16 protein-coding genes and 1 pseudogene are annotated in these 24425 nt (G+C 58.8%); 11 read left to right on the forward strand and 6 right to left on the reverse strand.

Annotated features, from left to right (window positions below):
• Nucleotides 1–170: 170 nt before the first annotated feature.
• The 3 genes from BLR08_RS06860 to BLR08_RS06870 all read left to right on the forward strand — a co-directional run bounded on the left by BLR08_RS06860 (nucleotide 171) and on the right by BLR08_RS06870 (nucleotide 4275).
• Nucleotides 171–1715 (forward strand): FAD-dependent oxidoreductase, encoded by a 1545-nt coding sequence (locus BLR08_RS06860; protein ID WP_072328424.1) that lies wholly within the window; start codon nucleotides 171–173, stop codon nucleotides 1713–1715.
• Nucleotides 1716–1737: 22 nt separating this feature from the next.
• Nucleotides 1738–3486: an alpha-glycosidase gene (locus tag BLR08_RS06865; RefSeq protein ID WP_072328425.1), complete on the forward strand. Its 1749-nt coding sequence runs from the start codon at nucleotides 1738–1740 to the stop codon at nucleotides 3484–3486.
• 120 nt (nucleotides 3487–3606) lie between these two features.
• Complete coding sequence (locus BLR08_RS06870) at nucleotides 3607–4275, forward strand: FG-GAP repeat protein (RefSeq protein ID WP_072328427.1); 669 nt, start codon at nucleotides 3607–3609, stop codon at nucleotides 4273–4275.
• Nucleotides 4276–4516: 241 nt separating this feature from the next.
• Here the strand turns inward: BLR08_RS06870 and BLR08_RS06875 are convergent, their stop codons facing one another.
• Nucleotides 4517–5404, reverse strand: a complete 888-nt coding sequence (locus tag BLR08_RS06875) for a LysR substrate-binding domain-containing protein (protein ID WP_072328428.1) — start codon at nucleotides 5402–5404, stop codon at nucleotides 4517–4519.
• Between the two features lie 148 nt (nucleotides 5405–5552).
• Here BLR08_RS06875 and BLR08_RS06880 point away from each other — a divergent pair, with 148 nt between their 5' ends.
• Nucleotides 5553–6620 carry a branched-chain amino acid aminotransferase gene (locus BLR08_RS06880; RefSeq protein WP_072328430.1) on the forward strand — a complete coding sequence of 356 codons (1068 nt, stop codon included), beginning with the start codon at nucleotides 5553–5555 and terminating at the stop codon, nucleotides 6618–6620.
• A gap of 132 nt (nucleotides 6621–6752) precedes the next feature.
• Here BLR08_RS06880 and BLR08_RS06885 read toward each other — a convergent pair whose 3' ends face one another.
• Nucleotides 6753–7643 (reverse strand): LysR family transcriptional regulator, encoded by an 891-nt coding sequence (locus BLR08_RS06885; RefSeq protein ID WP_072328431.1) that lies wholly within the window; start codon nucleotides 7641–7643, stop codon nucleotides 6753–6755.
• A gap of 118 nt (nucleotides 7644–7761) precedes the next feature.
• Here BLR08_RS06885 and tkt point away from each other — a divergent pair, with 118 nt between their 5' ends.
• Together tkt and fsa are read left to right on the forward strand one after the other, a co-directional pair.
• Complete coding sequence (tkt, locus tag BLR08_RS06890; protein ID WP_072328433.1) at nucleotides 7762–9789, forward strand: transketolase; 2028 nt, start codon at nucleotides 7762–7764, stop codon at nucleotides 9787–9789.
• 50 nt (nucleotides 9790–9839) lie between these two features.
• On the forward strand, nucleotides 9840–10496 hold the full coding sequence (fsa, locus tag BLR08_RS06895; protein ID WP_072328434.1) for a fructose-6-phosphate aldolase: 657 nt from the start codon (nucleotides 9840–9842) through the stop codon (nucleotides 10494–10496).
• Nucleotides 10497–10749: 253 nt separating this feature from the next.
• On the opposite strand, the gene BLR08_RS06900 is transcribed toward fsa, so the two are convergent.
• The 4 genes and pseudogenes from BLR08_RS06900 to BLR08_RS31030 all read right to left on the reverse strand — a co-directional run.
• Nucleotides 10750–11739 (reverse strand): electron transfer flavoprotein subunit alpha/FixB family protein, encoded by a 990-nt coding sequence (locus BLR08_RS06900; protein WP_072328436.1) that lies wholly within the window; start codon nucleotides 11737–11739, stop codon nucleotides 10750–10752.
• Nucleotides 11740–12780: 1041 nt separating this feature from the next.
• Nucleotides 12781–13545, reverse strand: coding sequence for an electron transfer flavoprotein subunit beta/FixA family protein (locus BLR08_RS06905; protein ID WP_072328438.1), 765 nt, complete (start codon nucleotides 13543–13545; stop codon nucleotides 12781–12783).
• 32 nt (nucleotides 13546–13577) lie between these two features.
• Nucleotides 13578–14015, reverse strand: a complete 438-nt coding sequence (locus BLR08_RS06910; RefSeq protein ID WP_305367644.1) for a TetR/AcrR family transcriptional regulator C-terminal domain-containing protein — start codon at nucleotides 14013–14015, stop codon at nucleotides 13578–13580.
• Nucleotides 14016–14135: 120 nt separating this feature from the next.
• Nucleotides 14136–14387: pseudogene (locus tag BLR08_RS31030) on the reverse strand (zinc ribbon domain-containing protein); the annotation flags it as partial.
• 172 nt (nucleotides 14388–14559) lie between these two features.
• On the opposite strand from BLR08_RS31030, the gene BLR08_RS31595 reads away from it, so the two are divergent.
• From BLR08_RS31595 to BLR08_RS06940, 5 genes are all read left to right on the forward strand, one after another.
• A complete protein-coding gene (locus tag BLR08_RS31595) occupies nucleotides 14560–16881 on the forward strand; it encodes a heterodisulfide reductase-related iron-sulfur binding cluster (RefSeq protein WP_256257457.1) in 2322 nt (773 codons plus the stop codon).
• An 8-nt stretch (nucleotides 16882–16889) separates the two neighbouring features.
• The gene (locus BLR08_RS06925; RefSeq protein ID WP_072328860.1) at nucleotides 16890–19286 is read left to right on the forward strand and encodes a 3-hydroxyacyl-CoA dehydrogenase/enoyl-CoA hydratase family protein; all 2397 of its coding nucleotides are present in this window, start codon (nucleotides 16890–16892) and stop codon (nucleotides 19284–19286) included.
• 206 nt (nucleotides 19287–19492) lie between these two features.
• The gene (locus BLR08_RS06930) at nucleotides 19493–20683 is read left to right on the forward strand and encodes an acetyl-CoA C-acyltransferase (RefSeq protein WP_072328442.1); all 1191 of its coding nucleotides are present in this window, start codon (nucleotides 19493–19495) and stop codon (nucleotides 20681–20683) included.
• Nucleotides 20684–20720: 37 nt separating this feature from the next.
• On the forward strand, nucleotides 20721–22490 hold the full coding sequence (locus BLR08_RS06935; RefSeq protein WP_072328444.1) for an acyl-CoA dehydrogenase family protein: 1770 nt from the start codon (nucleotides 20721–20723) through the stop codon (nucleotides 22488–22490).
• Nucleotides 22491–22646: 156 nt separating this feature from the next.
• On the forward strand, nucleotides 22647–24329 hold the full coding sequence (locus tag BLR08_RS06940; RefSeq protein ID WP_072328446.1) for a long-chain-fatty-acid--CoA ligase: 1683 nt from the start codon (nucleotides 22647–22649) through the stop codon (nucleotides 24327–24329).
• The last annotated feature ends 96 nt before the right edge of the window (nucleotides 24330–24425 follow it).

The following is a 24425-nucleotide window of genomic DNA, read 5'->3' on the forward strand; positions in this document are numbered from 1 at the left end:
GAGATGCGAACAAATGATCGTGCTGGGCAAGAGGGGAGGCTTGCCGGCTGGTTCGGGAGAAACGCCCGGTCCAGGCAAGCTTCCCTCCTTGGTTTAGCAGGGAACGAAAGTGGTAAGCATGTAAGGAAGGCCTAGCAGGCTGGACCGATTTATGAAAGGAGTCAACATATATGGATCTTCATTCTCCGCAAGCGGCGAATTCGCTTCCGCAGTTCTCCCGCTCGTATTGGCTTGACTCGGAGCCGCCCCGGACTTTTCCCCCGCTTCAGGAAGATATTGAAGTGGATTATGCGATAGTCGGCGCCGGTATGACCGGCGTAACGCTCGCTTATCTGCTGACTGCGGAGGGGCATCGGGTCGCCCTGCTGGAAGCGAGAGACCCGGTTCATGGCACAACGGGACATACGACGGCCAAGGTGACCGTGCAGCATGATCTCATCTATCATGAGCTTGCCGAGCATTTTGGTTCTGCGCAGGCAAGGCTTTATTATCAGGCCAATGAGGAAGCGCTGCAATTTATAAAACGGACGGTCGCCGAGCTTCGGATCGACTGCGGCTGGGCTGAAGAGGAAGCCGTCTTATACGCGCAGACTGTGGAGGGAGCCAGGCTGCTGGATCAGGAATATGAAGCCTGCCGGAGGCTTGGTATTCCCGTGGAGAAGACCGGTGAAATTCCTCTCCCTCTCCGGGTGGAGAAGGCGCTCAAGCTGGCCGGTCAAGCGCAGTTTCATCCTGCGGCTTATATGAACGCCTTGATCGGCCGGATCACGGATGCGGGCGGCTTGATATACGGGCAGACCCGGATTATCGGGAAGGTGGAGGAAGGCGAGCGTCCGGTGCTCAACACGACGGACGGCAGACGAATTACATGCCGGCATGCCGTCGCCTGCTCCCATTTTCCGTTCCATGACGGCCTCGGCCTGTATTTTGCCCGTCTCCACCCGGAGCGTTCGTACATTATCGCGGCGAAGCCGGCTGCCGCTTATCCCGGAGGCATGTACCTCAGCGTCGATGGGCCCAAGCGTTCGCTCCGATCGGTTATGATCGATGGTGAGCCTATGGTGTTGATCGGAGGCGACTCGCATAAAACAGGACAGGGAGACCCTACGGAGGAGCATTACCGGAATCTGGAGCAGTTCGGAAGAGAAACGCTCGGCATCGAAGCGATTCCTTATCGGTGGTCCGCGCAGGATCTGCAAACGCTGGACAAGCTGCCTTACGTCGGGATGCTGACCTCCCAGCATACGAATATTTGGGTCGCGACTGGCTTCCGGAAATGGGGAATGACCAACGGCACGGCGGCCGCGCTGCTGCTGAACGATTTGCTGACAGGCCGGCCCAATGCTTACAGCGACCTGTTTGCGCCCTCGCGCTTCAAGATCGATCCCGGCATGAGAAATCTGATCAAGGAGAACGTGAATGTGGCGGCGCAGCTGATCAAGGGCAAGTTCCAGTCCGTCAGCCAAGAGGCCGAGCGGCTGGGGCCGGATGAAGGGGCTGTCGTCCAAGTGAAAGACGGCCGGGCCGGGGCGTACCGGGATGCCGATGGCGTGCTGCATCTGGTCGATACGACTTGTACCCATATGGGCTGCGAGCTGAATTGGAACGGCGGTGAACGGTCATGGGATTGCCCTTGCCACGGATCGCGCTTCGACTATAAGGGGAATGTCCTGGAAGGGCCGGCCATGCGGCCGTTGAATAAAATCGAGGAATAGTCTGCGGGGGAGGATGAGGCTCATGCTTAAGGAATGCTTTTATCACGGCACGCGGAACAGCTGGGCGTACGCCTACGACCGCGAAACGATTCATTTGCGGGTAAGGACCAAACGCGACGATGTGGGAGAGATCGTCGCATTTGCCGGGGATAAATACGATTGGGCCTCCTATCATCGTGAGTATGCGATGGAGAAGGTAGCCTCCGACAACCTGTTCGACTATTGGCAGGTCGGGGTAAAGCCCCGCTTCAAGCGCCTGTCTTACATATTCTGCTGCAAGAGCGGGTCCGAGACGGTATGGGTGAGTGAAGGCGGGTTTTACCCGGAACAGCCGGAACCGCCCGAAGGGTATTATGATTTTCCCTATCTGCATGAAGCCGATATGTTCAAGGTGCCGGATTGGGTCAAGGAGGCGGTCTTCTACCAGATCATTGTAGACCGGTTCGCCAATGGCAATCCGGCGATCAACCCCGATCCCATAGACGAATGGGGCGCTCCGCCGACCGAAAGCAATTTCTTCGGCGGCGATCTGCAGGGCGTGATGGAGCATCTTGATTATTTATCGGAGCTCGGCGTCAATGCGATTTATTTCACGCCCCTGTTTGCCGCGCCGTCAAACCATAAATACGACACTATGGATTATAAACAAGTAGACCCGCACTACGGCGATAACGAGCAGCTTCGGGCTCTGGTCGACGCCTGCCACGAGAGAGGGATTCGAGTCATGCTCGACGCGGTGTTCAATCATTGCGGCGAGCACTTTCCTCCCTTTCAGGATGTGAAGAAAAAAGGGCCTTATTCCCCTTATGCCGACTGGTTTCATATCAATGAGTACCCGGTGGAGGTGAGGGACGGTATTCCGACTTACGATACATTCGGTTTTTTTGCCCATATGCCCAAGTTCAACACAGCCAATCCTGAGGTGAAAAAATATTTGCTGGACGTTGCGGAATATTGGATCAAAGAGTTAAAATTAGATGGATGGCGGCTGGATGTAGCCAATGAAGTGGATCATCAGTTCTGGCGGGAATTCCGCCGAGTCGTTAAGCAGGCTAATCCGGATGCCTACATCGTAGGCGAAGTGTGGTCGGATTCCTTGACTTGGCTGCTGGGCGATCAGTTCGACTCCGTTATGAACTATCCGTTCTCCGGCAAGGTGCTCGAATTTTTCTCCGGCGATACGATGGATGGCCTGGCGTTTTCCCAAAGCATCGGACAATTGCTGATGCGCTACCCGCAGCAGACGAATGAAGTGATATTCAACCTGCTGTGCAGTCATGACACGCCGAGAGCGCTTACGGTCATGAAAGGGGATAAGCGCAGATTGAAGCTGGCCGTGGTGTTTCTTTTCACTTATACCGGAACGCCTTGTATTTTTTACGGCGACGAGATCGGCCTGCAGGGAGGGGGAGATCCCGAATGCCGAGTGTGCATGCAATGGGACCCTGACAAGCAGGACCGCGAGCTGTTGCAATTTTATAAGGACATCATTCATTTGCGCAGGACCAATCCAGCTTTGCAAAGCGGCCGTTTTCATTTCTTGCAGGCAGCCGCGGGCAAATCGTATCTGATCTATGAACGCAGAGACAGCGAAAAGCAGTTCACCATCTGGATAAATAATTCTCCTTTGCCTGCCGAGCTGACTTGCCAGTTGGAAACGGACGGCTGGCGCGATGCGCTGACGATGGAAGAGGTCGGCGCGGAGGGAGGAGTAATGACTGTTCGGCTGGACGCGTTCGGGTACCGTATATTAGTACGCGAGCTTTCGTAGAATTTAATAGATGCAGCGAACCGAAGGAAGGAGGTGGATGCCCCGCAAGCGCAAAGCAATTCTGCTGTGACGGACAACATTCCCATGCAAATTAGAGGCAACCGACTAGGAGGAGAGGAAATGCTCAAAGTTCCGAGGGTTCTGATGATATGCACACTGCTGCTGGCCGGCTGCGGACAAGTTCAGCCATCAGCGAGCCCGGCCGCCCAAGCGGTACAAGGCGCTCCGATGCAGGCCGAGCCTGCGATTTCCGTTCAAGGGCAGATGACCGTCTCGCGCACCGAGCTGGCTAACGGGCACAAGATCGCCATAGCCCTGGTGGAAGGGCGATATTTCGAGGAATGGACGACACCCGGCCCGTTCATGGGGAAAAATTGGGAGGGGGAGTTCCGTCTTCAATGGCTGGATGAAGCCGGCCATGAGCTGCACGCGGTCAGTCTGAATACGTCCTTTCAGGGGGAGCAGCTTGCGTTTAACGGGGATTTTACTATCTATACCGATGATTATAACGGAGACGGCGACCTTGACTTTGTGATCGGGCAATACGGATCAAGCAATGGCAGCGTTTACCGAATATTTACGCTGAAGCAGGCGGAGCAATGCATCCAGGAGCTGGGGCTGGACACGGAAGGCGGCGGCCTGTTCGTCAGCAGCAGCGACGGGAGGTATTCGATTCCGCTGACGAAGACGGCGAAGGATGCGTTTCGAGTCAGCTATTATGACAATGCTCAAGGCGCGCACATAGAAAGTACGTACAAGTGGGACCGGGACCGGTTCGTCAAGCAGTAAGCGGCGAAAAAGTTTAAAGCGGAGGTTTAAAGCGAAAGACAGAGTGGAAGTTTAGAGCGGAAATTCAAAGCTAAGGTTTGAAGTAAAAGTTCGCAGCAGAGGTTTTAAGCAAAAGTTCGAGGCAGAGGTTCAAGGCTGAGGCTCGAAGCTCGGAGACGTCCTGCTGTCTTGTTGTCGTCATTTGCAGCCTGCCGACGGATCTTTAGATTCGGCGGCAGGCTGCTTGTGCGCCCGGCGTCTGTCACGCGAGGCCGCCCGCGCCCAGCTGATCGGTGAGATGCCGGATGAAGGCGGTCATCGACGCCCCCATATACATATCTTTGCGGTACACGATGCCGATGCTCTTGCCGGGCACCGGGTCCGTGATGTCCAGCGCGCGGACCCGGCTGTCCTGCAGCGGGGCCATATAAGAGGCCGGCAGGACGGCGCCGCCTATGCCGCGTCTGGCCAGCTCGAGCAGCGAGTCAAGCGTCGACACCTCCACAAGCGGCCGCAGCGAGAATCCGGCCTCCAGACAATATGAATCGATCATCTGCCGGACGAGGAACTTGGGCTGCAGCAGGACGACCGGCTGCTGCTGCAGCTCGGCCAGACTCACGGCCGGGGAAGCGAACAACGGATGCCGCGAGGAGACGACCAACTGCAGCGTATCATGAAAGAGCGGGATGCTGACGAGATGCTCGTCCTTGATGGGCAGGAAGACGACGCCGATGTCCAGCCGGTTCGAGAGAAGACCCTCGCGAGTTTCCTCTGTAGCCAGCTCGGTGACGGACAACTCGATGCCCGGATATGCTTCATGAAAGCTGATGACCGCGGAAGTCAGCAGATGATTGCCGGAGCAGCCGATCCGCAGATGTCCGCGCTTCAGCCCGCGCAGCTCGTCGATGGCAAGCCGGGCCTGCTCAAGCTCGTGAAAGGCGTTCACGGTATGCTTGTACAAAATTTCGCCGGCTTCCGAGATGTAAATTTTTTTGCCCATCCGCAAAAAAAGCGGGGCACCGATCCGCTGCTCCAGCAAGGCGATCTGATGGCTGAGCGTCGGTTGGCTAATGCCCAGCTTGTCGGCCGCTTTCGTAAAATGCAGCTCCTGACAGACGGCGACAAAGTACTCCAGCAGCCTGTGCTCCATGGGGATCATCATCCTTTTTGTTGGTCGTTTATTGATAGATCGTATCTATGATTTTAATCGAAAATACAGAATTGATCAATGAAGGGGCTTCCCTTACAGTAGAGAGAATAACCATGCTCGCATGAGCCTGAAAGGTGGAGCTTCTGCTATGATGCCAAGCGTGAGAATTGAACGAACGGACAGTCCTAAACCTAAGCCGGTTGCGTCCAAGCTGGGCTTCGGTCAAGTGTTTACCGATCATATGTTTCTGATGGATTACGAAGCCGGACAAGGCTGGCATGATCCGCGCGTCGTGCCTTATGCGCCGCTGGCGCTGGACCCTGCCTCGATGGTCTTCCATTACGGGCAGGCCGTATTCGAAGGGATGAAGGCTTACAAGGGGGGCGAAGGTCAGACGCTGCTTTTCCTGCCGGAGCGCAATGCGGAGCGGATGCGCCGCTCGCTGGAGCGGATGAGCATGCCGCTGCTTGACGCGGATGTATTTATCGGGGCGGTAAAAGCGCTGGTCCAGGTCGATGAGGACTGGATTCCGTCGGAGGAAGGCACCTCGCTCTACATTCGACCTTTCGTGATCGCGACGGAGGCTTCATTTGGTGTCAGACCTTCCTCCCGGTATATGTTTGCCATTGTGTTGTCGCCGGTCGGAGCTTATTTCGAGGAAGGGCTGAAGCCGGTCGACATTCAGGCGGAGGCTCATGATGTTCGCGCTGTAAGAGGCGGCACAGGCTCCGTGAAGGCGGCGGCCAATTATGCCGGCAGCCTCAAGGCGCAGGCGGCGGCCAAGGAGGCCGGCTGCCAGCAGGTGCTGTGGTTGGATGCGCTGGAGCGCAAATACGTCGAGGAAGTCGGCAGCATGAATGTGTTTTTCCGGATCAACGGCGAGGTGCATACCCCGATTCTGAACGGCTCGATTCTCGAAGGCGTGACGCGCGGCGCGGTGCTGGAGCTGCTGGAGGATTGGGACATTCCTTGCACGGCTCGCCAGATCTCGATCGACGAGCTGGTGCGTGCCGCTTCGGACGGCACGCTCGAGGAAGCGTTCGGCACAGGGACGGCAGCCGTGATCTCCCCGATCGGAGGCATCCGCTGGAAGGGACAGCTGTACCCGGTAGGCGGCGGTCAGGTCGGCGAGCTGTCGCAAAAGCTGTACGACACAATCACCGGCATCCAGCGCGGCATGGTGCGGGATGTGTATGGCTGGACTGTCAACGTGTAGGCTGTGGGACGCGCAAGCGGCGGCGGAAAGGGGCGGGGGCGCTTCTTTCGCCGCTTTTTTGTTCAACCCGGTGTTTAATCTCTAGGTAAAAGCACGGCTTCTGAAGAAGCCGTAAGGCGGTTAGCCCGCTGCCTAGGCTTCGTTCATCATCTCCAGCTTGCTTACGAATGCGGAAGCGGCTTGCGACAAGGGCATGTTCTTCAGCGTGATGATGCCGATCTGGGCCGCAGGAATCGGCACGTCCAGCTTGATCTCGAACAGATCGCCGGCCTCCAGCTCCCGGGAGACGAATTCGCGGGTGACGAAGGAGATGCCGAAGCCGATCTTGGCAAATTGAATCAGCAGATCGACGCTTCCGAGCTCGATATCCGGATGCAGGTCGAGGCCGCGTTCCCTGAACAGCCGGGTAATAAAGTTGCGCGAGCTGCTGTTGCGGGTGAACAGAATGATCGGATGCTCCAGCAGCCGCTCCATCGACACGGGCTGTTCGGCGAGCTCCCGGTATTTGGCGCCGGTCACGAAGCAGTCCTGCAGGGTGATGCCCTCGCGCACGATCAGCTGACTGTCGTTCACCGGCATGCGGACGATGCCGATGTCGATTTTGCCGTCCTTCAGCTCTTTGACGATCTCCGGCGTCGTGCCGTGCACCAGGTTGATCTGCACGTTCGGATATTCCGCATGGAACGACTCCAGAAACGGCAGCAGATAATGCTTGCACAGCGAATCGCTGCCCCCGATCTTAATCTCCCCTACGGCGATGTTTTTCAGCTCTCTCAGCTTCTCCTCGGCCAGCGACACAAAGTTATACGCTTGCTCGATATAAGGCAGCAGCACGGCCCCTTCCTTCGTCAGCTCCACCCCTTTGGCCGTCCGCGCGAACAACGGCAGTCCCAACTGCTGCTCCAGCTGCTTGATGGCATGCGTGACGCTCGGCTGTGTGATGTACAGCTCCTTGGCCGCCTTCGACAAGCTCCCCGACTTGGCCGTTATGTAAAATACTTTATATAATTCCAGGCTTATCATATAGACTCCTTCTATATCTCATATACAAACTATCGATTATATCAATGTAACCTCTTTCATTATAATAGATAACAAGGCATCAAGATACTGTTAATTCTAAAAATGGAGGCTGGAGCACATGCATACAACAACGACGGCCGCAGTCGAAACCTTAAGCATCAACACGATCCGCACGCTGACGATCGACGCGGTGGAGAAAGCCAATATGGGTCATCCGGGGATGCCGATGGGCGCCGCACCGATGGCTTACGCGCTATGGGCGCGCCATCTGAAGCATAACCCGGGGAACGCCCGGTGGGCGGACCGCGACCGGTTCGTCCTGTCGGCCGGACACGGCTCGATGCTGCTGTACAGCTTGCTTTACCTTAGCGGCTACGGGCTGACGCTGGACGACATCAAGCAGTTCCGCCAATGGGGCAGCCTTACGCCGGGTCATCCGGAATTCGGCCACACCGTCGGCGTCGAAGCGACGACCGGCCCGCTCGGTCAAGGCGTGGCGATGGCGGTAGGCATGGCCATGGCCGAGGCGCATATGGGGGCCGTATACAACCGGGAAGGCTATACGGTTGTCGACCATCATACGTATGCGATTTGCGGCGACGGCGATCTGATGGAGGGTATCTCCTCCGAGGCGGCTTCGCTGGCCGGCCATCTGAAGCTGGGCAAGCTGGTCGTGCTCTACGATTCGAACGATATTTCGCTGGACGGCGAGCTGAGCATGTCTTTCTCCGAGCGTGTGCAGAACCGTTTCGAATCTTACGGCTGGCAGTATCTGCGCGTGGATGAGCAGCATGACGTCAACGCGATCGCCGAGGCTATCGCACTGGCCAAGGCGGACACGGAGCGCCCGACGCTGATCGAGATCAAGACGACGATCGGCTACGGCAGCCCGAACAAAGCCGGCAAGGGCGGACACGGCGGCACGCACGGCAGCCCGCTCGGCAAGGAAGAGGTTGCACTGACGAAGCAGGCGCTGAATTGGCCGGCCGAGCCGGACTTCTATGTGCCGGCCGAGGTGCTTGCGCATTTCGCGGAGCTGAAGAATGCGGGAGCGGAGCGGGAGCAGGCGTGGCTGGAGCTGCTGGCCGGCTATCGTCAGGCGTATCCGGAGCTTGCCGCCGAATTCGAACGCGCTTTGCAGGGCGAGCTGCCCGAAGGCTGGAATGCGAAGCTGCCCCGCTATGCGGCCGACCACGCGCCGATCTCGACGCGTTCGGCATCCGGTCAGGCGATCAATGCGCTTGCTGCGGCCAATCCGCTGCTGCTTGGCGGATCGGCGGACCTGGCGAGCTCGAACATGACGATGATCAACGGAGCTCCGGCATTTGACGCAGCGAATTATGCAGGCCGGAACATCTGGTTCGGCGTACGCGAATTCGCGATGGGCGCAGCGCTGAACGGCATGCTGCTGCACGGCGGCGTGAAGGCGTTCGGAGGCACATTCCTCGTATTCAGCGACTACCTGCGCGGAGCGATCCGGCTGTCTGCGCTGATGAAGCTGCCGGTCGTGTACGTGTTCACCCACGACAGCATCGCAGTCGGCGAAGACGGCCCGACGCATCAGCCGATCGAGCAAATTCCTTCGCTGCGGCTGATCCCGGATCTGACGCTGTTCCGTCCGGCTGACGCCAACGAAACGGCGGCTGCTTGGGAGTATGCGCTTCAGGCGAAGCAAGGACCGTTCGTGCTTGCGCTGACCCGCCAGAACCTGCCGGTGCTGCCGGGTACGTCGGAGCTTGCCTTCGCCAACATCGGCCGTGGCGGTTATGTGCTGGATGCGGGCGGAAGCGACACGCCGGATGTGCAGCTGATCGCAACCGGTTCGGAGGTTGCGCTGGCGCTGGACGTTCAGAAGCAGCTGGCGGCAGAGAACATCCATGCCCGCGTTGTCAGCGTGCCAAGCCGCGAGCTGTTTGAGCAGCAGGACGAGGCTTACCGCAACTCCGTCGTCCTCCCGCAGGTGAAGGCCAAAGTTGTGATCGAGATGGCGTATCCATCCGGCTGGGATGAAGTGCTGGGCGGTGACGGCTTCGTCGTCGGCATCCGCAAGTTCGGCGCATCGGCCAAAGCCGACAAGGTGATCCGCGAGTACGGATTTACGCCGGAAGCTATCGTGCAGCAGATCAAGGCCCGGTATTTCGCTTAATTCGCATAAAACGATTAACCATTAAACGATGAAAAGGCAGGGGACCAACTATGAAATTTTTTATCGATACGGCTAATGTAGAAGAAATCCGCAAAGCTTACGAGCTTGGCGTTATCGCCGGCGTAACGACGAATCCATCGCTAATTGCGAAGGAAGGCCGCGACTTTTTCGAGACGGTCAAAGAAATTATTTCCGTCGTCGGCAACCAGCCGATCAGCGCAGAGGTCATCTCGCTGAAAGCGGACGAAATGGTCGAGCAGGGCAAGAAGCTGGCGGAGCTCGGCGAAGGCGTTGTGATCAAGCTTCCGATGACAGCCGATGGCCTTAAGGCAACGAAAGCTTTCAGCGAGCTCGGCATCAAAACAAATGTCACGCTGATCTTCAGCTCGACGCAAGCTTTGCTGGCTGCGCGCGCAGGCGCAACTTATGTGTCTCCGTTCATCGGACGTCTGGATGATATCAACCAGATCGGTATGAACTTGATCAAGGAAATCTCGCAAATTTTCCAAACGCACAAGATCGAATCGGAGATTATTGCCGCCAGCGTGCGCCACTCCGCTCATGTCATCGAAGCGGCTCTGCACGGCTCGCATATTGCGACGGTACCGTACAAGGTCATCGAATCCATGATCAAGCATCCGCTGACGGATAGCGGCATCGAGCGCTTCCTGGCGGACTGGGAGTCGGCTAAGCAAAGCACGTTTTAAGCGGAATCCTCGTTCAGAAATATAAAGGAGCTTCGCGCGATAAATGTCCCATAACCCTCCGGGAGGAGGAAAGGGCCTATATCGCGCCGGAGCTCCTTTTTTTGTTTGCTGCGCATAAAGTCGGGTGAATAACGCGCGGCCTGCGGCGAGGCCGGTTTTTCTAATCGTTGCTTGCTTCAACTCTCCATCGGCTCTCCGGTCTCTTGTTCACCGGGTTTTTAAAGCTTGCCGCAGCCTCTCTTTTTTTCGTCCGCTATGCCAAAGCCTGCCTCAGCTCCTCGGTCAGCAGCGGCACGATCTCGAACAAGTCGCCGACGATGCCGTAATCCGCGATCTGGAAGATCGGCGCTTCCGGGTCCTTGTTGACGGCGATGATGATCCGGGACTGGCTCATCCCGGCCAGATGCTGGATCGCCCCGCTGATGCCGCAGGCGATATACAGCTCCGGCGTCACGACTTTGCCGGTCTGGCCAATTTGCAGCGCGTAGTCGCAGTAACCCGCATCGCAAGCTCCGCGCGACGCGCCCACGGCCGCATTCAGCACCTGCGCCAGCTCCTCCAGCGGCCGGAAGCCTTCGGCGCTCTTTACGCCGCGTCCGCCGGAGACGACGATGCGGGCTTCCGTCAAATCCACCTTGCCGGCCGCCTTGCGTACGACGGTTTTGACGATAGACCGCAGGGAGGCGTTGCCGGCGGGCGCGGGCGTCGTCGCCTCAGTGATGGGGGCGGCCCCCCCGTCTGCCGGCTCGGCCGCAGGAATGTTATTGGGCCGGAACGTTGCGATGATCGGACCCTGCAAAAACCGTTTCTTCTCGAACGCCTTGCCTGCGTAGAGAGGACGGGTGAACAGCAGCCCGCCGCCGTCTTGCTTCAGCGCGACAACATCGGAGATTTGCCCTGCCCCGAGCAGTGCCGCAGCTTGGGGAGCGAGGTCCCGGCCTACGGCGGTATGTCCGAAGAAGACGGCGTGCGGCGTTGTCTCTTCGATAATGGCAGACAACGCGGGGAAATAAGTGTCAGGGTTATAATGCTCGAGCTCGGGCCGGTCAGCGACCAGCACCTGATCCACCCCCAGGCGGGCCAGTTCGCCGGCGAACGTCTCAAGCTGCCAGCCGAGCAGAGCGGCGACGATCCGGTCTCCGTTGTCCCGCCGGGCCAGCTTGGCGGCTTGCACGAGCTCGCCCGTCACCTGACGGAGCTTGCCCCCCCGGATTTCCCCGATAACCAGATAAGTGTGGCTCATTTCGAATTCCTCCCTTGCTATACGAGTAAAGAAGGCTCATTTTAAGTTTAGTGTCACATACCGCGTACCCTCGCCCTAACACGACATACATATGCTGCCTCGTTAGGCAAGCCCACGGAGAGCGACGCATCGAGATCCGTGTTGGTCCGCGGCTTGCTCTGTTACACCAGTTGAATTGTAGTCTTAGAACGCGGATTTTTCCTCCTATGGAACGGTACCTTTAACTCCAAGCCCGCCCGCGGTCTTGGAGCAGGCTACTCGGTAGCGTTCTGGTGATTTAAGCCCAGGGGCGGCTTTAGAACACCGGTAAGTGGTCGATCGAGCGGGTAAATGTACAAAAAAACGGAGTGCACGCAACAGAGCGGAATGGTAACGGAACTCAGCGACGCTAAGCGCATGGAATCGACTGAATTCAATTTGTAACGGAACTGGGAGCTCCTTAGAGAGCCAGTCGGTCCATTTTTCACTCCATTTGCCCGTCTAAGGGTCACTGAGTTCCGTAAGAATGGCAAAATTGTGAGAAAAGCGGCTTAAGAGTCGCTAGTTCCGTTAGAGTTCCTCGCCATCCACCTGTCCTCTCTCCGTCAGTACGCAAGGATGCCGTAAGGCGGATATCCTCGAGAAGCCCGCTGAAAAAGAAGCCGGAAAGCCGATAGGGAGTTGAAACAGCGATAGCGGTCGCTAGGGGTCTAACAATCAAAAAATCTGGCTGCAACAGCGAGTGGAAACCCCGATCGGCAGCAGGCCGAGCGTTATTCACCGGACTTTTGAGAGTAAAAAAGTTTCATTTCACCATAGCTATCAAACGCGGTGAAACTTTTTGCTCTCAAGAAAAACTGTCGCTAAAACGCGAATGGTTCTTCCTTGAAAGGACTTCGATCAGAGTTTTTCTTAGCTACTCATACAATAAACCGGCTGCCAGAGGTTATGTCATAAACAATCCGGCAACCCGTGTACATGCAGCTCCTACCGCTCAAGCGCGGGGAAGGCTCGCAGCACCGTGGTTTCCGTCCTGCTCCTACCGTACAACCGCGGAAAGGTTCACAACACCTTGGCTTCCGTCCGCAGCAGCCGGACGAGCTCGGACACCTGTTGCTGCGGATCCCCGGTCATCCGCTTGCCCGCCTGCCGCTCGGGCGGAAGGGCAAGCGAGGTCCGCGCTGTGCGGGGAGAAACATCCGCTTCGTTTAAACCCAGATCGGCCAGCTGAAGGTGGCGGAATGGTTTTTTCTTGGCCTTCATAATGCCGGGCAGCGACGGGTAGCGGGGATCGTTCAGCCCTTGCTGGGCGGTGAACAGGGCAGGGAGCGCAACCTCCAAGGTCTCGCTGTCTCCCTCGGCATCGCGCAGCACGGTGGCCCGGTCGCCGTCGATATCCAGGCGGGTGATGGAGGAGGTATGCGGAATATGCAGCAGCCCGGCCACGCGCACGGCCACCTGTCCCGCTCCGTTATCGACGGAGAAGCTGCCGCCCAGCAGCAGATCATAAGGCTGCTTTTCCAGAAAAGCAGCCAATGCGAGGGATACCCCGAATTCGTCCGCAAGGCCGTCACCGGAGATGCGTACGGCTTCATCGGCGCCCATCGCGAGCGCCGTCCGAAGCGCCTCCGCGCAGCGCTCCGGGCCGACCGACAGCACGGTAACGAAGCCTCCATGCTTCTCCTTCTGCCGGATCGCTTCCTCCACGGCATATTCGTCGTACGGATTGAGAATAAACTTGGCGCCATCCTCGGCCACCGCTCCGTCACGAATGACAATCTTTTCTTCCGTATCAAAGGTTTGCTTCATCAGCACGATGATGTTCATGCTCTTGCCCTCCCTTGCGAGTACAAGCTTGGTCAGGAACGCAGGCCTTGCAAGAAAAACTCCACGGTTTTGTCGACCTGGGCGGCAAGCGAATACTTGCGCCCGGCGATTAACCAGGAGGTGACCGCCTCATCCATGCCGCCGAACAGCAGCAACCGGGTCAGCTTGACATCCGGATTTGCTCTGAACGTACCTTCCGCCACTCCTTGCCGGCGCACTTCCTCAATGAGCCGAATATAAGGCTTGACGACTTCGCCGATCGCTTTGCGCAGCTCCAGCGAGCTTTGCCGCAGCTCGATTTGCGTCACAGGCGCCAAGGCGACTTTACCCCCCAGCTCGGAGTAATGCAGCGCGCATATACGCCGGATGGCCTCATCCGCCGATTCCGTTTCCCGGACGCCGGCATGAAAGCGGGCGATCAGATCGCCCAGACTTGTTCTTGAAATTTGAACACTCCCCCACTTAGCCAAGTTTGAAGTGGCGGATTCTTGGGTACCTGCTTCCAACGAAGCAGAGTGATCAGGTACTTCCTTCGGAGATACCTCTACCAAGCGATCCCTGCGGTTTCCGCAGTTCGAAGAGAGGTGCTGGATCGCAACTCTCTTTATATTGTTTGCGGCGTTTACGTCACGGTCATGAATCGTATAGCACGACGGACACTCCCATTGGCGCACAGTTAGGTTCTTGACTTCTTTGCACACAAATCCGCATACATGACACCTTTGGCTCGTTGGCTCGAACGTATCCGCAAACTTTACTGTGCGTCCGTACCACGCTGCTTTATACGTCAACTGCCGTCTGAATTCGCTCCAGGATGCGTCTGCAATCGATTTTGCCAGTTCAAATTCGTGAATGAATACTCATTCATTTTCATAAGCTTAGGAAAAACCGGGGCTTATTGTCAGCGTATTTCGATCGGCTTCATTTTATGAGTGTTTGTTGCAACCGCTCTCAGGCGAGCGTGGCTGAAAGTACGCGTTTCTGACGATCGGACGGAGGGGATGGATGACGGGGATGATCTGGCAATTCGTGAATGCGGTTTTGTTCGTGGCCATTACCGGATATGGAGTCTTTCTGTTCGGGAAAGCTGTATATCATCGCTACTTGTATATGAAGCTGGGCCAGCCGGTTGATCTCGGGAATCGGCTTCGGGAGAGGCTGCGGCCGTTTTTGGCCGAGGTGGTCGGCCAGACGAGGCTGCTGAAGGATAAGCGCAGCGGGATCATGCATATCGTGATTTTTTACGGGTTCATCGTACTGCAGCTGGGTGCGCTGGATCTGATTGTCAAGGGCTTGACGGGAGGCCATCCGCTGCCGCTTCCCGCTTATGAGGCGTTCGGACTGCTTCAGGAGCTGACCGTGATGCTGGTGCTGGCGGCGATGGCGTATGCGGCTTTCCGGCGTTATGGAGAGAAGCTGGCGCGCTTGAAAAGAGGCTGGAAGCCAAGCATCGTCGTTTTCTTTATTTTCGGGCTGCTGCTGTCCGTGCTGCTGTCGCTCGGCTTCGAGCGGTTATGGCTCGGAATTCCCGGAAGCGGTTACGCTCCGGTCTCCTCTTGGCTGGCGGATGGTTTCGGAAGCTTTATGTCCGGCGCTGCGGCCGGGGCCGCCTTTTACGCTGCCTGGTGGGCGCATCTGCTCATTTTGCTGGCGTTTCTCGTGTATGTGCCGCAGTCGAAGCATTTCCATATCATCACAGCGCCGGTCAACTTGTGGCTGCGTCGCAAGGAGCCGGCGGGACGGCTGCGAAAGCTCGATCTGGAGGATGAAACGGCCGAGTCGTTTGGCGTCGGCCGGATCGAGGAGTTTACGCAGAAGCAGATGCTCGACTTTTACGCCTGCGTGGAATGCGGACGATGCACGAACGTCTGCCCCGCTTCGGGTACAGGCAAAACGCTGTCTCCGATGCATCTGATCTCCAAACTCCGCGACCATCTGGTGGAAAAGGGTGCGGCGGTGACGTCCAAATCGCCGTGGATGCCGGCCTTTGTATTTCCGGCAGCTTCCTCGGCGCATCGGATGAATGCGCAGGCGGCTGCAGAGGGCGTGCGATGGCCGGCGGCCGGGGCCGCTGATCCTTCATCCGCTGATCCAGCCTCCGCAGCAGCTTCCTCCGCAGCCTCATTGCAGGCACTGTCTGCTTCCGCCCCGTCAGCCCTCGCGGTGTCGTCTGCTTCCGCTGCACCGTCTGCTCCGCCGTCAGCCTTCGCGGTGCCTGCTGCGGCCTCGACCGACATCCGCCCTACGCTGACTTGGCAGCAGGCCGCTTGGGGGACGGACCCGTCAGGCGCTGCGGCCGAGTCCGTCGAATTGATCGGCGGCGTGATGACCGAGGAGGAGATTTGGTCCTGCACGACATGCCGCAGCTGTGAGGAGCAATGTCCGGTCGGCAACGAGCATGTCGACAAAATCATCGACCTGCGCCGTCATCTGGTGCTGATGCAGGGCAGCATGCCGCAGGAAGCGCAGCGGGCGCTTCAGAACATCGAACGGCAGGGCAACCCGTGGGGAATCAGCCGCAGCGAGCGCAGCCGCTGGACGACAGAGATGGACGGCATTCCGGTGCCGACGGTGCAGGAGAACCCGGACTTCGACTATTTGTTTTTCGTCGGCTCGATGGGCTCTTACGACCTGCGCAGCCGCAAGGTGTCCCGGGCTTTCGTCCGGCTGCTGCACGAAGCGGGCGTCAGCTTCGCCATCCTCGGCAACGAGGAGAAGGGCTCCGGCGATACGCCTCGCCGGCTTGGCAACGAGCTGCTGTTCCAGCAGCTGTGCGCCGAAAATATCGCGGCCTTCGAGCGTTACGGCGTCAAGCGGATTGTGACCGCCTGTCCGCATACCTTTAATACGCTGAGGCATGAATATCCCGACTTTGGCCTGGAGGGGGTGGAGGTGCTGCATCACAGCGAACTGCTGGAGCAGTTGGTCAGGAGCGGGCGCTTGAAGCCCCGGTACCGATTGAATGAACGAATCGCCTATCACGATTCCTGTTATTTGGGACGGTACAACGGCATTTATGAGCAGCCGCGCGATGTACTGAGGGCCATTCCGGGAGTAGAGCTGGCCGAGCTGGAGCGGAGCCGGGAAAATGCCATGTGCTGCGGGGCGGGAGGAGGAATGATGTGGATGGAGGAAACGAGCGGCAAGCGCATTAACGTCGCCCGCACCGAGCAGGCGCTCGCCATCAGCCCGACCGTCATCAGCAGCGCCTGCCCGTACTGCCTGACGATGCTGGAGGACGGGACCAAGCAGAAGGAGCTGGAGGCGGTAGTCCAGACGAAGGACATCGCCGAGCTGCTGGAACAGTCTGTATTCGGAATGGAGAGGAAAGGATGATGAAGGAAATGCAGACGCCAATCCGCAAGGCAGCCGTCATCGGCGCCGGTGTGATGGGCTCCGCTATTGCGGCCCATCTTGCCAACGCCGGAATTCCCTCCCTGTTGCTGGACCTCGTTCCAAGCGGGCTGACCGCTGCGGAAGCGGCCCGGGGACTGACCCTGCAGCACCCTGCCGTCCGCAGCAGGCTGGCTGCCGAGGCCATCGAGAGACTAAAGAAGACAAAGCCTGCGCCGTTATACGACAATACCTTCGCCGAACGGATCACGCCGGGCAATCTGGAGGACCACCTGTCCCTGATCGCTGAGGCGGATTGGGTGATCGAGGTGATCGTCGAGAAGCTGGAGGCCAAGAAACAGCTGTTCGCCCGGCTGGAAGCCTATTTGAGACCGGGTACCGTGGTCAGCTCCAATACGTCGGGCATCTCGATCGACGCGATGTCGGCGGATTGCAGCGAGGCGTTCAAGCGCCATTTTCTCGGTACTCACTTCTTCAACCCGCCCCGGTATATGAAGCTGCTCGAGCTGATTCCCGGCAAGGAAACCGATCCCGAAATCATCGCGGGAATGAAGCGGTTCTGCGAACGGCGGCTCGGCAAGGGCGTCGTGCTGGCGAAGGATACGCCGAACTTCATCGCCAACCGGATTGGCACGTACGGGCTGCTCGTCACACTCCGGGAGATGAGCGAGCAAGGCTTCACAGTGGAGGAGGTCGATGCGGTTACCGGCCCGGCGATGGGGCGGCCGAAGAGCGCCACGTTCCGCACGCTCGATCTGGTCGGATTGGATACGTTTGTTCATGTGGCGAACAATGTGGCTGAGCAAGCGGCGGATCGGAAGGAGAGCGGGCGATTTGCCGTACCCGAGGTGCTGGAGCGGATGGTGCAAAGCGGGTGGCTGGGCGAGAAGTCGGGCCAAGGCTTTTATTTGAAAAAAAAGGGGCCGGGCGGCAGCGAGATTTTATCGCTGAATCTGGATTCCATGCAATACGGAGCGGCAAGCAAGCCGGCCGGGGCAGCGCTGGAGGCGGCAAAGCTGGCCAAGGGAGCCGCCCGGAAAACGAAAGCGCTGCTCGCCGGCGGGGACCGGTACTCCAAGTTCGCCTGGAGCGTGCTGAAGCCGATGCTGGTGTATGCCGCCGAGAAGCTCGGCGAGATCGCAGATACGATCCGCGAGATAGACGATGCGATGAAGTGGGGCTTTAACTGGGAGTTCGGTCCGTTTGAGCTGTGGGATGCGATCGGACTCGCAAAGTCTGTGCAGCGGATGGAAGCGGAAGGGACGGAGGTCCCCGTCTGGGTCAAGGAGTGGATCGCCGCCGGGCATACCTCCTTTTACCGCGAGGAGGAGGGCCATACGTTCTATGTCAGCAGCGGAGCTTATGCCAAGCTGGAGGAGATGCCTGAGCATATCTCGCTGGCTGCGCTGAGAAAGCGCAATCGGGTCGTCCTGTCCAATCCGGGGGCAAGCTTGCTCGACCTCGGCGACGGCGTGGCCTGCCTGGAATTTCATTCGCCGAACAATGCCATCGGCGCGGATATTTTGACGATGATCCAGCGGAGTCAAGAGGAGGTGCGCCGTAATTATGAGGGGCTTGTCATCGCCAATCAGGGGCGCAATTTCTGCGTCGGCGCGAATCTCATGATTCTGTTAATGGAGGCGCAGGACGAAGAGTGGGAAGAGATCGACAGCATCATCCGGCTGTTTCAGAATACGATGCTGCAGCTGAAGCGCTTCGAAAAGCCGGTCGTTGCCGCTCCGCACCGGATGACGCTGGGCGGCGGCGTCGAGGCCTGCATGCCGGCCGATCGCATCGTCGCGTCGGCTGAGACCTATTATGGCCTCGTCGAGGCGGGCGTCGGGCTGATCCCGGCCGGAGGCGGCTGCAAGGAGCTGGCGCTGCGCAGCAGCCGCAGCGCTGCACATGCCGATGCGGATGTGCAGCCTTCCCTTAACCGGGCGTTCGAGACGGTGGGGATGGCCAAAGTATCGTCAAGCGCTTACGATGCGTTTTCCCTCGGACTTTTCGGGCCGGGAGACCGGGTGGTGGTGAATCCGGAGCATCTGATCGGCGAAGCGAAGAAGGCAGTGCTTGGTCTTGTGCAGGGCGGCTATGAACCGGTCCGCGAGGAGCGCATCCGCGTCGCCGGGGCGGAAGGCAAGGCGGTGCTGCAGCTCGGAGCCTACGGGCTGAGACGGGGCGGATACATCAGCGAGCATGACCTGAAAATTGCCGCCAAGCTCGCGCATGTGCTGGCCGGTGGAGATCTGCCGGCAGGCTCGCTGGTGACGGAGCAGTATATGCTGGATCTGGAGCGGGAGGCGTTTCTCAGCTTGTGCGGCGAGCCGAAGACGCAAGCCCGGATGCAACACATGCTGTCCAAGGGCAAGGCGCTGCGCAACTAGGCTGGAAGGGAAAGCCGGGAGCCTGGAACCGGAAGCTGCGGGGGCTGGAGAACCCGGGGCAAGACACAGGCCGGAGCACCAGGATAGTCAGATAAACACCTGGGAGAACCCGGCATACTGGACATCTGGAGAGCCGGAAGCAGCCGGGTCCGGGTCGTGCCCGGCGCCCGGCGCTCATAAATGAACTGAAAGCGAGGTGGACTTCTATGCCAGAAGCGGTCATCGTATCGATCGTCCGCACCCCTGTCGGCAAGGCGAAAAAAGGCGGCTTCGCTCAGACGCGGGCTGAAGACCTAGGTAAAGCGGTGCTGGAGGCCGTCATGGAACGGGCGCCGGGCCTCGGCAAGGAAGAGGTCGAGGACATCCTGATCGGCTGCGCGATGCCCGAGGGCGAGCAGGGCTTGAACTTTGCCCGCATCATGTCGCTGTACGCCGGATTCCCTGTGACGGTGCCGGCGCTCACAGTCAACCGGTTCTGCGCGTCCGGTCTGCAGTCGGTGGCGTTCGCCGCCGAGCGCATACGGGCGGGATCGGCGGATGTGCTGATCGCGGGCGGGGTGGAGAGCATGAGCCATGTGCCGATGACAGGCTTCAAGATATCGCCGCATCCGAAAATCGTGGAGCAGATGCCGGAAGTCTATATCGGCATGGGCCATACGGCCGAGGAGGTGGCCGCCCGTTTCGGCGTCAGCCGGGAGGAGCAGGACAGTTTCGCCCTCCGCTCGCATCAGAAAGCGGCGGCTGCGCTCCGCGAGGGAAAGTTCCAGGGCGAGATCGTGCCGGTGCGAACGTCATGGAAGCAAGCGGGCGAGGACGGGACGGTGGTGCAAACCCGGACGGCGGTCATCGAGCAGGATGAGGGCGTACGCGCGGACACAACGCTTGAGGCGCTTGGCAGCCTGCGTCCGGCGTTTAAGCTGGGCGGCACGGTGACGGCGGGCAATTCGTCGCAGATGAGCGACGGTGCGGCGGCGGCTCTGCTGATGAGCCGGGAGAGGGCCGAGGTGCTTGGCCTGAAGCCGCTGGCGACGTTCCGGTCGTTTGCGCTGGCCGGCGTCGAGCCGGAGATTATGGGCGTCGGCCCGGTGAAGGCGATTCCCCGAGCGCTGAAGCAAGCGGGGCTGACGCTCGCCGACGTCGATCTGTTCGAGATTAACGAAGCGTTCGCCTCGCAATGTCTGCATATCATTCGTGAGCTCGGAATAGACGAAGACAAGGTCAATGTAAACGGCGGCGCGATCGCGCTCGGCCATCCGCTTGGCTGCACGGGGACGAAGCTCGCAGCGACGCTTATTCATGAGCTGCGCCGCCGGGGCGGCGGAATCGGGGTCGTGTCGATGTGCATCGGCGGGGGGATGGGCGCGGCCGGTGTGTTCGAGGTGTACGGCGACGCTTAGGCTGCGGCTTACAGGCAAGTGAAAGGAGAAGATAGAGATGGGCAAAACGATCGGCGGAAGCTTTATTCTGGAAAATATCGACTTTCACTCCATCGTCACGCCGGAGGATTGCAGCGAGGAGCACCGGATGATTGCGCGAACGACGGAGGAGTTTATCGAAGGCGAGGTCGCTCCGTATGACGAGGAGATCGAAGCCTTGAACTACGAGCTGTCCGTGAAGCTGCTGCGCAAAGCAGGCGAGCTGGGGCTGCTGGGCGCGGATGTGCCGGAGGCGTACGGGGGGCTCGGACTCGATAAGCTCGGGTCCACGCTTATTAACGAGAAGCTGTCCAAGGCGTCTTCGTTTGCCTTGACGGTCGGGGCGCATGTCGGCATCGGCACGCTGCCGATCGTTTATTTCGGCAGCGATGAGCAGAAGCGCAAGTATTTGCCCGCATTGGCCAGCGGCGAGCTGATCGCCGCCTACTGCCTGACGGAGCCTTCCTCCGGCTCCGACGCGCTGGGCGCAAAGACGACGGCGCAGCTGTCGGAGGACGGCTCGTATTACACGCTGAATGGCACAAAGCAATTTATTACGAACGCCGGGTTTGCGGATATTTTCATCGTATACGCCAAGGTAAACGGCACGGATTTCAGCACCTTTATCGTTGAGCGGACGATGGAAGGCGTCAGCATAGGACCGGAGGAGAAAAAAATGGGCATCAAGGGCTCCTCCACATGTCCCCTTATATTGGAGGATGTGCAGGTGCCTGCCGGCAATCTGCTCTGGGAAGCGGGCAAGGGCCACTTGATCGCGTTCAATATCTTGAATATCGGCCGCTTCAAGCTGGCGGCAGGCTGTGTCGGAGGGTGCAAGGATGCCATCGGCCTGGCGGCTCGTTATGCCAATGAACGCAAGCAGTTTGGCCGGCGGATTTCCTCCTTTCCCTTGATCGCCGCCAAGCTCGCCGATATGAACACCCGCGCTTATGTGCTCGAAAGCATGGTTTACCGCACGGCCGGCCTGTTTGACGAGGGGCTAGCCGAGGTCGATCCGGGCAGCGGCAGCAGCGGATACGCCTCGGCCAAGGCGATCGCCGAATACGCGCTGGAATGCTCCGTCAACAAGGTGTTCGGCTCGGAGGCGCTCGATTTTGTCGCCGATGAAGGCGTGCAGATTCATGGCGGGTATGGATTTATCCGCGAATACCCGATCGAGCGCATGTACCGGGATTCCAGAATCAACCGGATCTTCGAGGGGACCAATGAAATCAACCGGCTGCTGATCCCGGGCACGCTGATCAAGCGGGCGATGAAGGGCGAGCTGCCGCTGATGCAGAAGGCGATGGCGCTGCAGGCGGAGCTGCTGTCCCTCGTCCCGGCCCAGTCGTTCGACGGGACCCTGGAGCAGGAGACGCATCTGGTGGCGATGGCCAAAAACATATTTCTGATGACGGGCGCGCAGGCCGTTCAGAAATACCAGCTGCAGCTCGAGCAGGAGCAGGAGATTTTGAGCCGGCTGGCGGATATGCTGATCTCGGTGTATGCGATGGAGAGCGCGCTGCTGCGGGCGAAGAAGCTGGCAGCGGCAGCCGGCGATGAAAAGGCCGCCAACGCGATCGAGATGACGACGGTGTTTGTACACGATACATTCGGACAGATCGAGCGCTGGGCCAAGGAATCGCTGGCTGCGATGGAGTCGGGCGACATGCTGCGCACCCAGCTGTCGGTGCTGAAGAAGCTGGTCCGCAGGCAGGAAGTGAACGGGATCGCGTTAAGACGCGGCATCGCGGGCCGGGTGATTGCAGCGGAAGGTTATGTCGTCTAAGGCCGGGATTTCCGCTGCGGCCAAACTTCTCGGGCGGGCGAGTGCGGGCGCTGCTGCACCCGCGCTCGCATCCGCCTGAGCTTGCAAGGAAAGACGCGTCGTTCGGACTTGGGAAGGCATCAACGGATTCAAGACATCAGGCAAGGGGTGGTCGACATGTCAAGCAAGCCTTGGTTAAGACATTATCCCGCTGAAGTGCCAAAGACCTACGACTATCCGAAGCATAATGTAGCGGAATTTCTCGTGCAGGCCGCAGCGCTGTACCCGGAGCGTATTGCGCTGCATTTCCTGGGACGCAAGGTGCCGTACCGCGAACTGCTGGAGAGCGCTTACCGGTTCGCGAACGGGTTGAAGCGTCTGGGCGTACGGCACGGCGAACGGGTGGCGGTCATGCTGCCCAACTGTCCGCAGGCGGTCATCGCTTATTATGGAACCTTGCTCGCGGGAGGCATCGTGGTGATGACCAACCCTCTCTACATGCCCAGAGAGCTGGAGCATCAGCTGCAGGATTCCGGCTCCCGGACGCTTGTTACGCTGGATTTGCTGTTTGAGCGCGTGATGAAGGTTGTCCCGCTGACCGACGTCCGGCATGTAGTGGTCACGTCCATAAAAGATTATTTGCCCTTTCCGAAAAATTGGCTGTATCCGCTCAAGGCGAAGAAAGACGGCTTGAAACGGGATGTCGTCTACAGCGATAGCGTGCTGTCCTTCCTGAAGATGCTTCGTGAATCGCCGCCAAACCCGTGCAGCATGCCCGTCGACGCCGAACGCGACCTGGCGCTGATCCAATATACCGGAGGGACGACCGGCACAGCCAAGGGCGTGATGCTGACGCATTACAACTTGACGGCAAATGCCATCCAGAGCAGACTATGGGCCTACCGGTCCGCTCCTGCGCGGGAGAAATATTTGGCAGCGCTGCCATTCTTCCACGTATTCGGCATGACCGTGCTCATGAACCAGTCCATGTATCTCGGCGGTACGCTGATTTTGCTGCCGCGCTTCGAGATCAATCAGGCGCTGGAGACGATCCATCGGCACAGGCCGACTATTTTTCCCGGGGCGCCGACGATGTACATCTCTTTGATCCATCATCCTGATGTTAAGCGCTATGACTTGTCGTCCATAGCATTTTGCATTAGCGGAGCGGCCTCGCTGCCTTATGAGGTCCAGACCGAATTCGAGCGGATGACGGGCGGCAAGCTGATCGAAGGCTACGGTTTGACGGAGGCGTCGCCGGTTACGCATGCCAACAACATTTGGGAGAAACGCAAGCTTGGCTCCATCGGCATTCCGTTCCCGGATACGGAGAGCAAGGTTGTTCATCCGGACACCGGGGAGGAGCTCCCGGCCGGGGAGATCGGCGAGCTGATCGTTCGGGGGCCGCAGGTGATGAAGGGCTACTGGAATAATCCGGCGGAGACTGCAGCTGTCTTGAAGAATGGATGGTTATATACCGGAGATTTGGCGAGAATGGATGAAGACGGCTACTTCTATATCCTGGACCGGCGCAAGGATCTGATTATCGCGGGCGGCTACAACATTTACCCTCGCGAGGTGGAGGAGGTGCTGTTCGAGCACCCGGATATTGCGGAGGCTGTCGTAGCGGGAGCTGTCGATCCGTATCGCGGGGAAACGGTTAAGGCCTACATCGTATTGCGTCCCGGAGCGGATGTCGACGCCGATGAGCTGAAGAGCTGGTGCAAGGAGCGGCTGGCAGCTTACAAGGTGCCGCGCATCTATGAATTCCGCGATAGCTTGCCCAAGACGATCGTCGGCAAGGTGCTTCGCCGCAAGCTGGCCGAGGAGGAGTCGGAGCGGCTGAAGGAGGAGAGCTGACCGGCAGTGCGGCATGCTAACAGCCGGACAGACCGGAAGACGACAGGCAGAAGGCTTGGAAGAAGCTCGAGAACCAGGCCGAACGAACCTGAATTG

The sequence above is a fragment of the Paenibacillus sp. cl123 genome (assembly GCF_900101595.1).
Taxonomy (GTDB): domain Bacteria; phylum Bacillota; class Bacilli; order Paenibacillales; family NBRC-103111; genus Paenibacillus_G.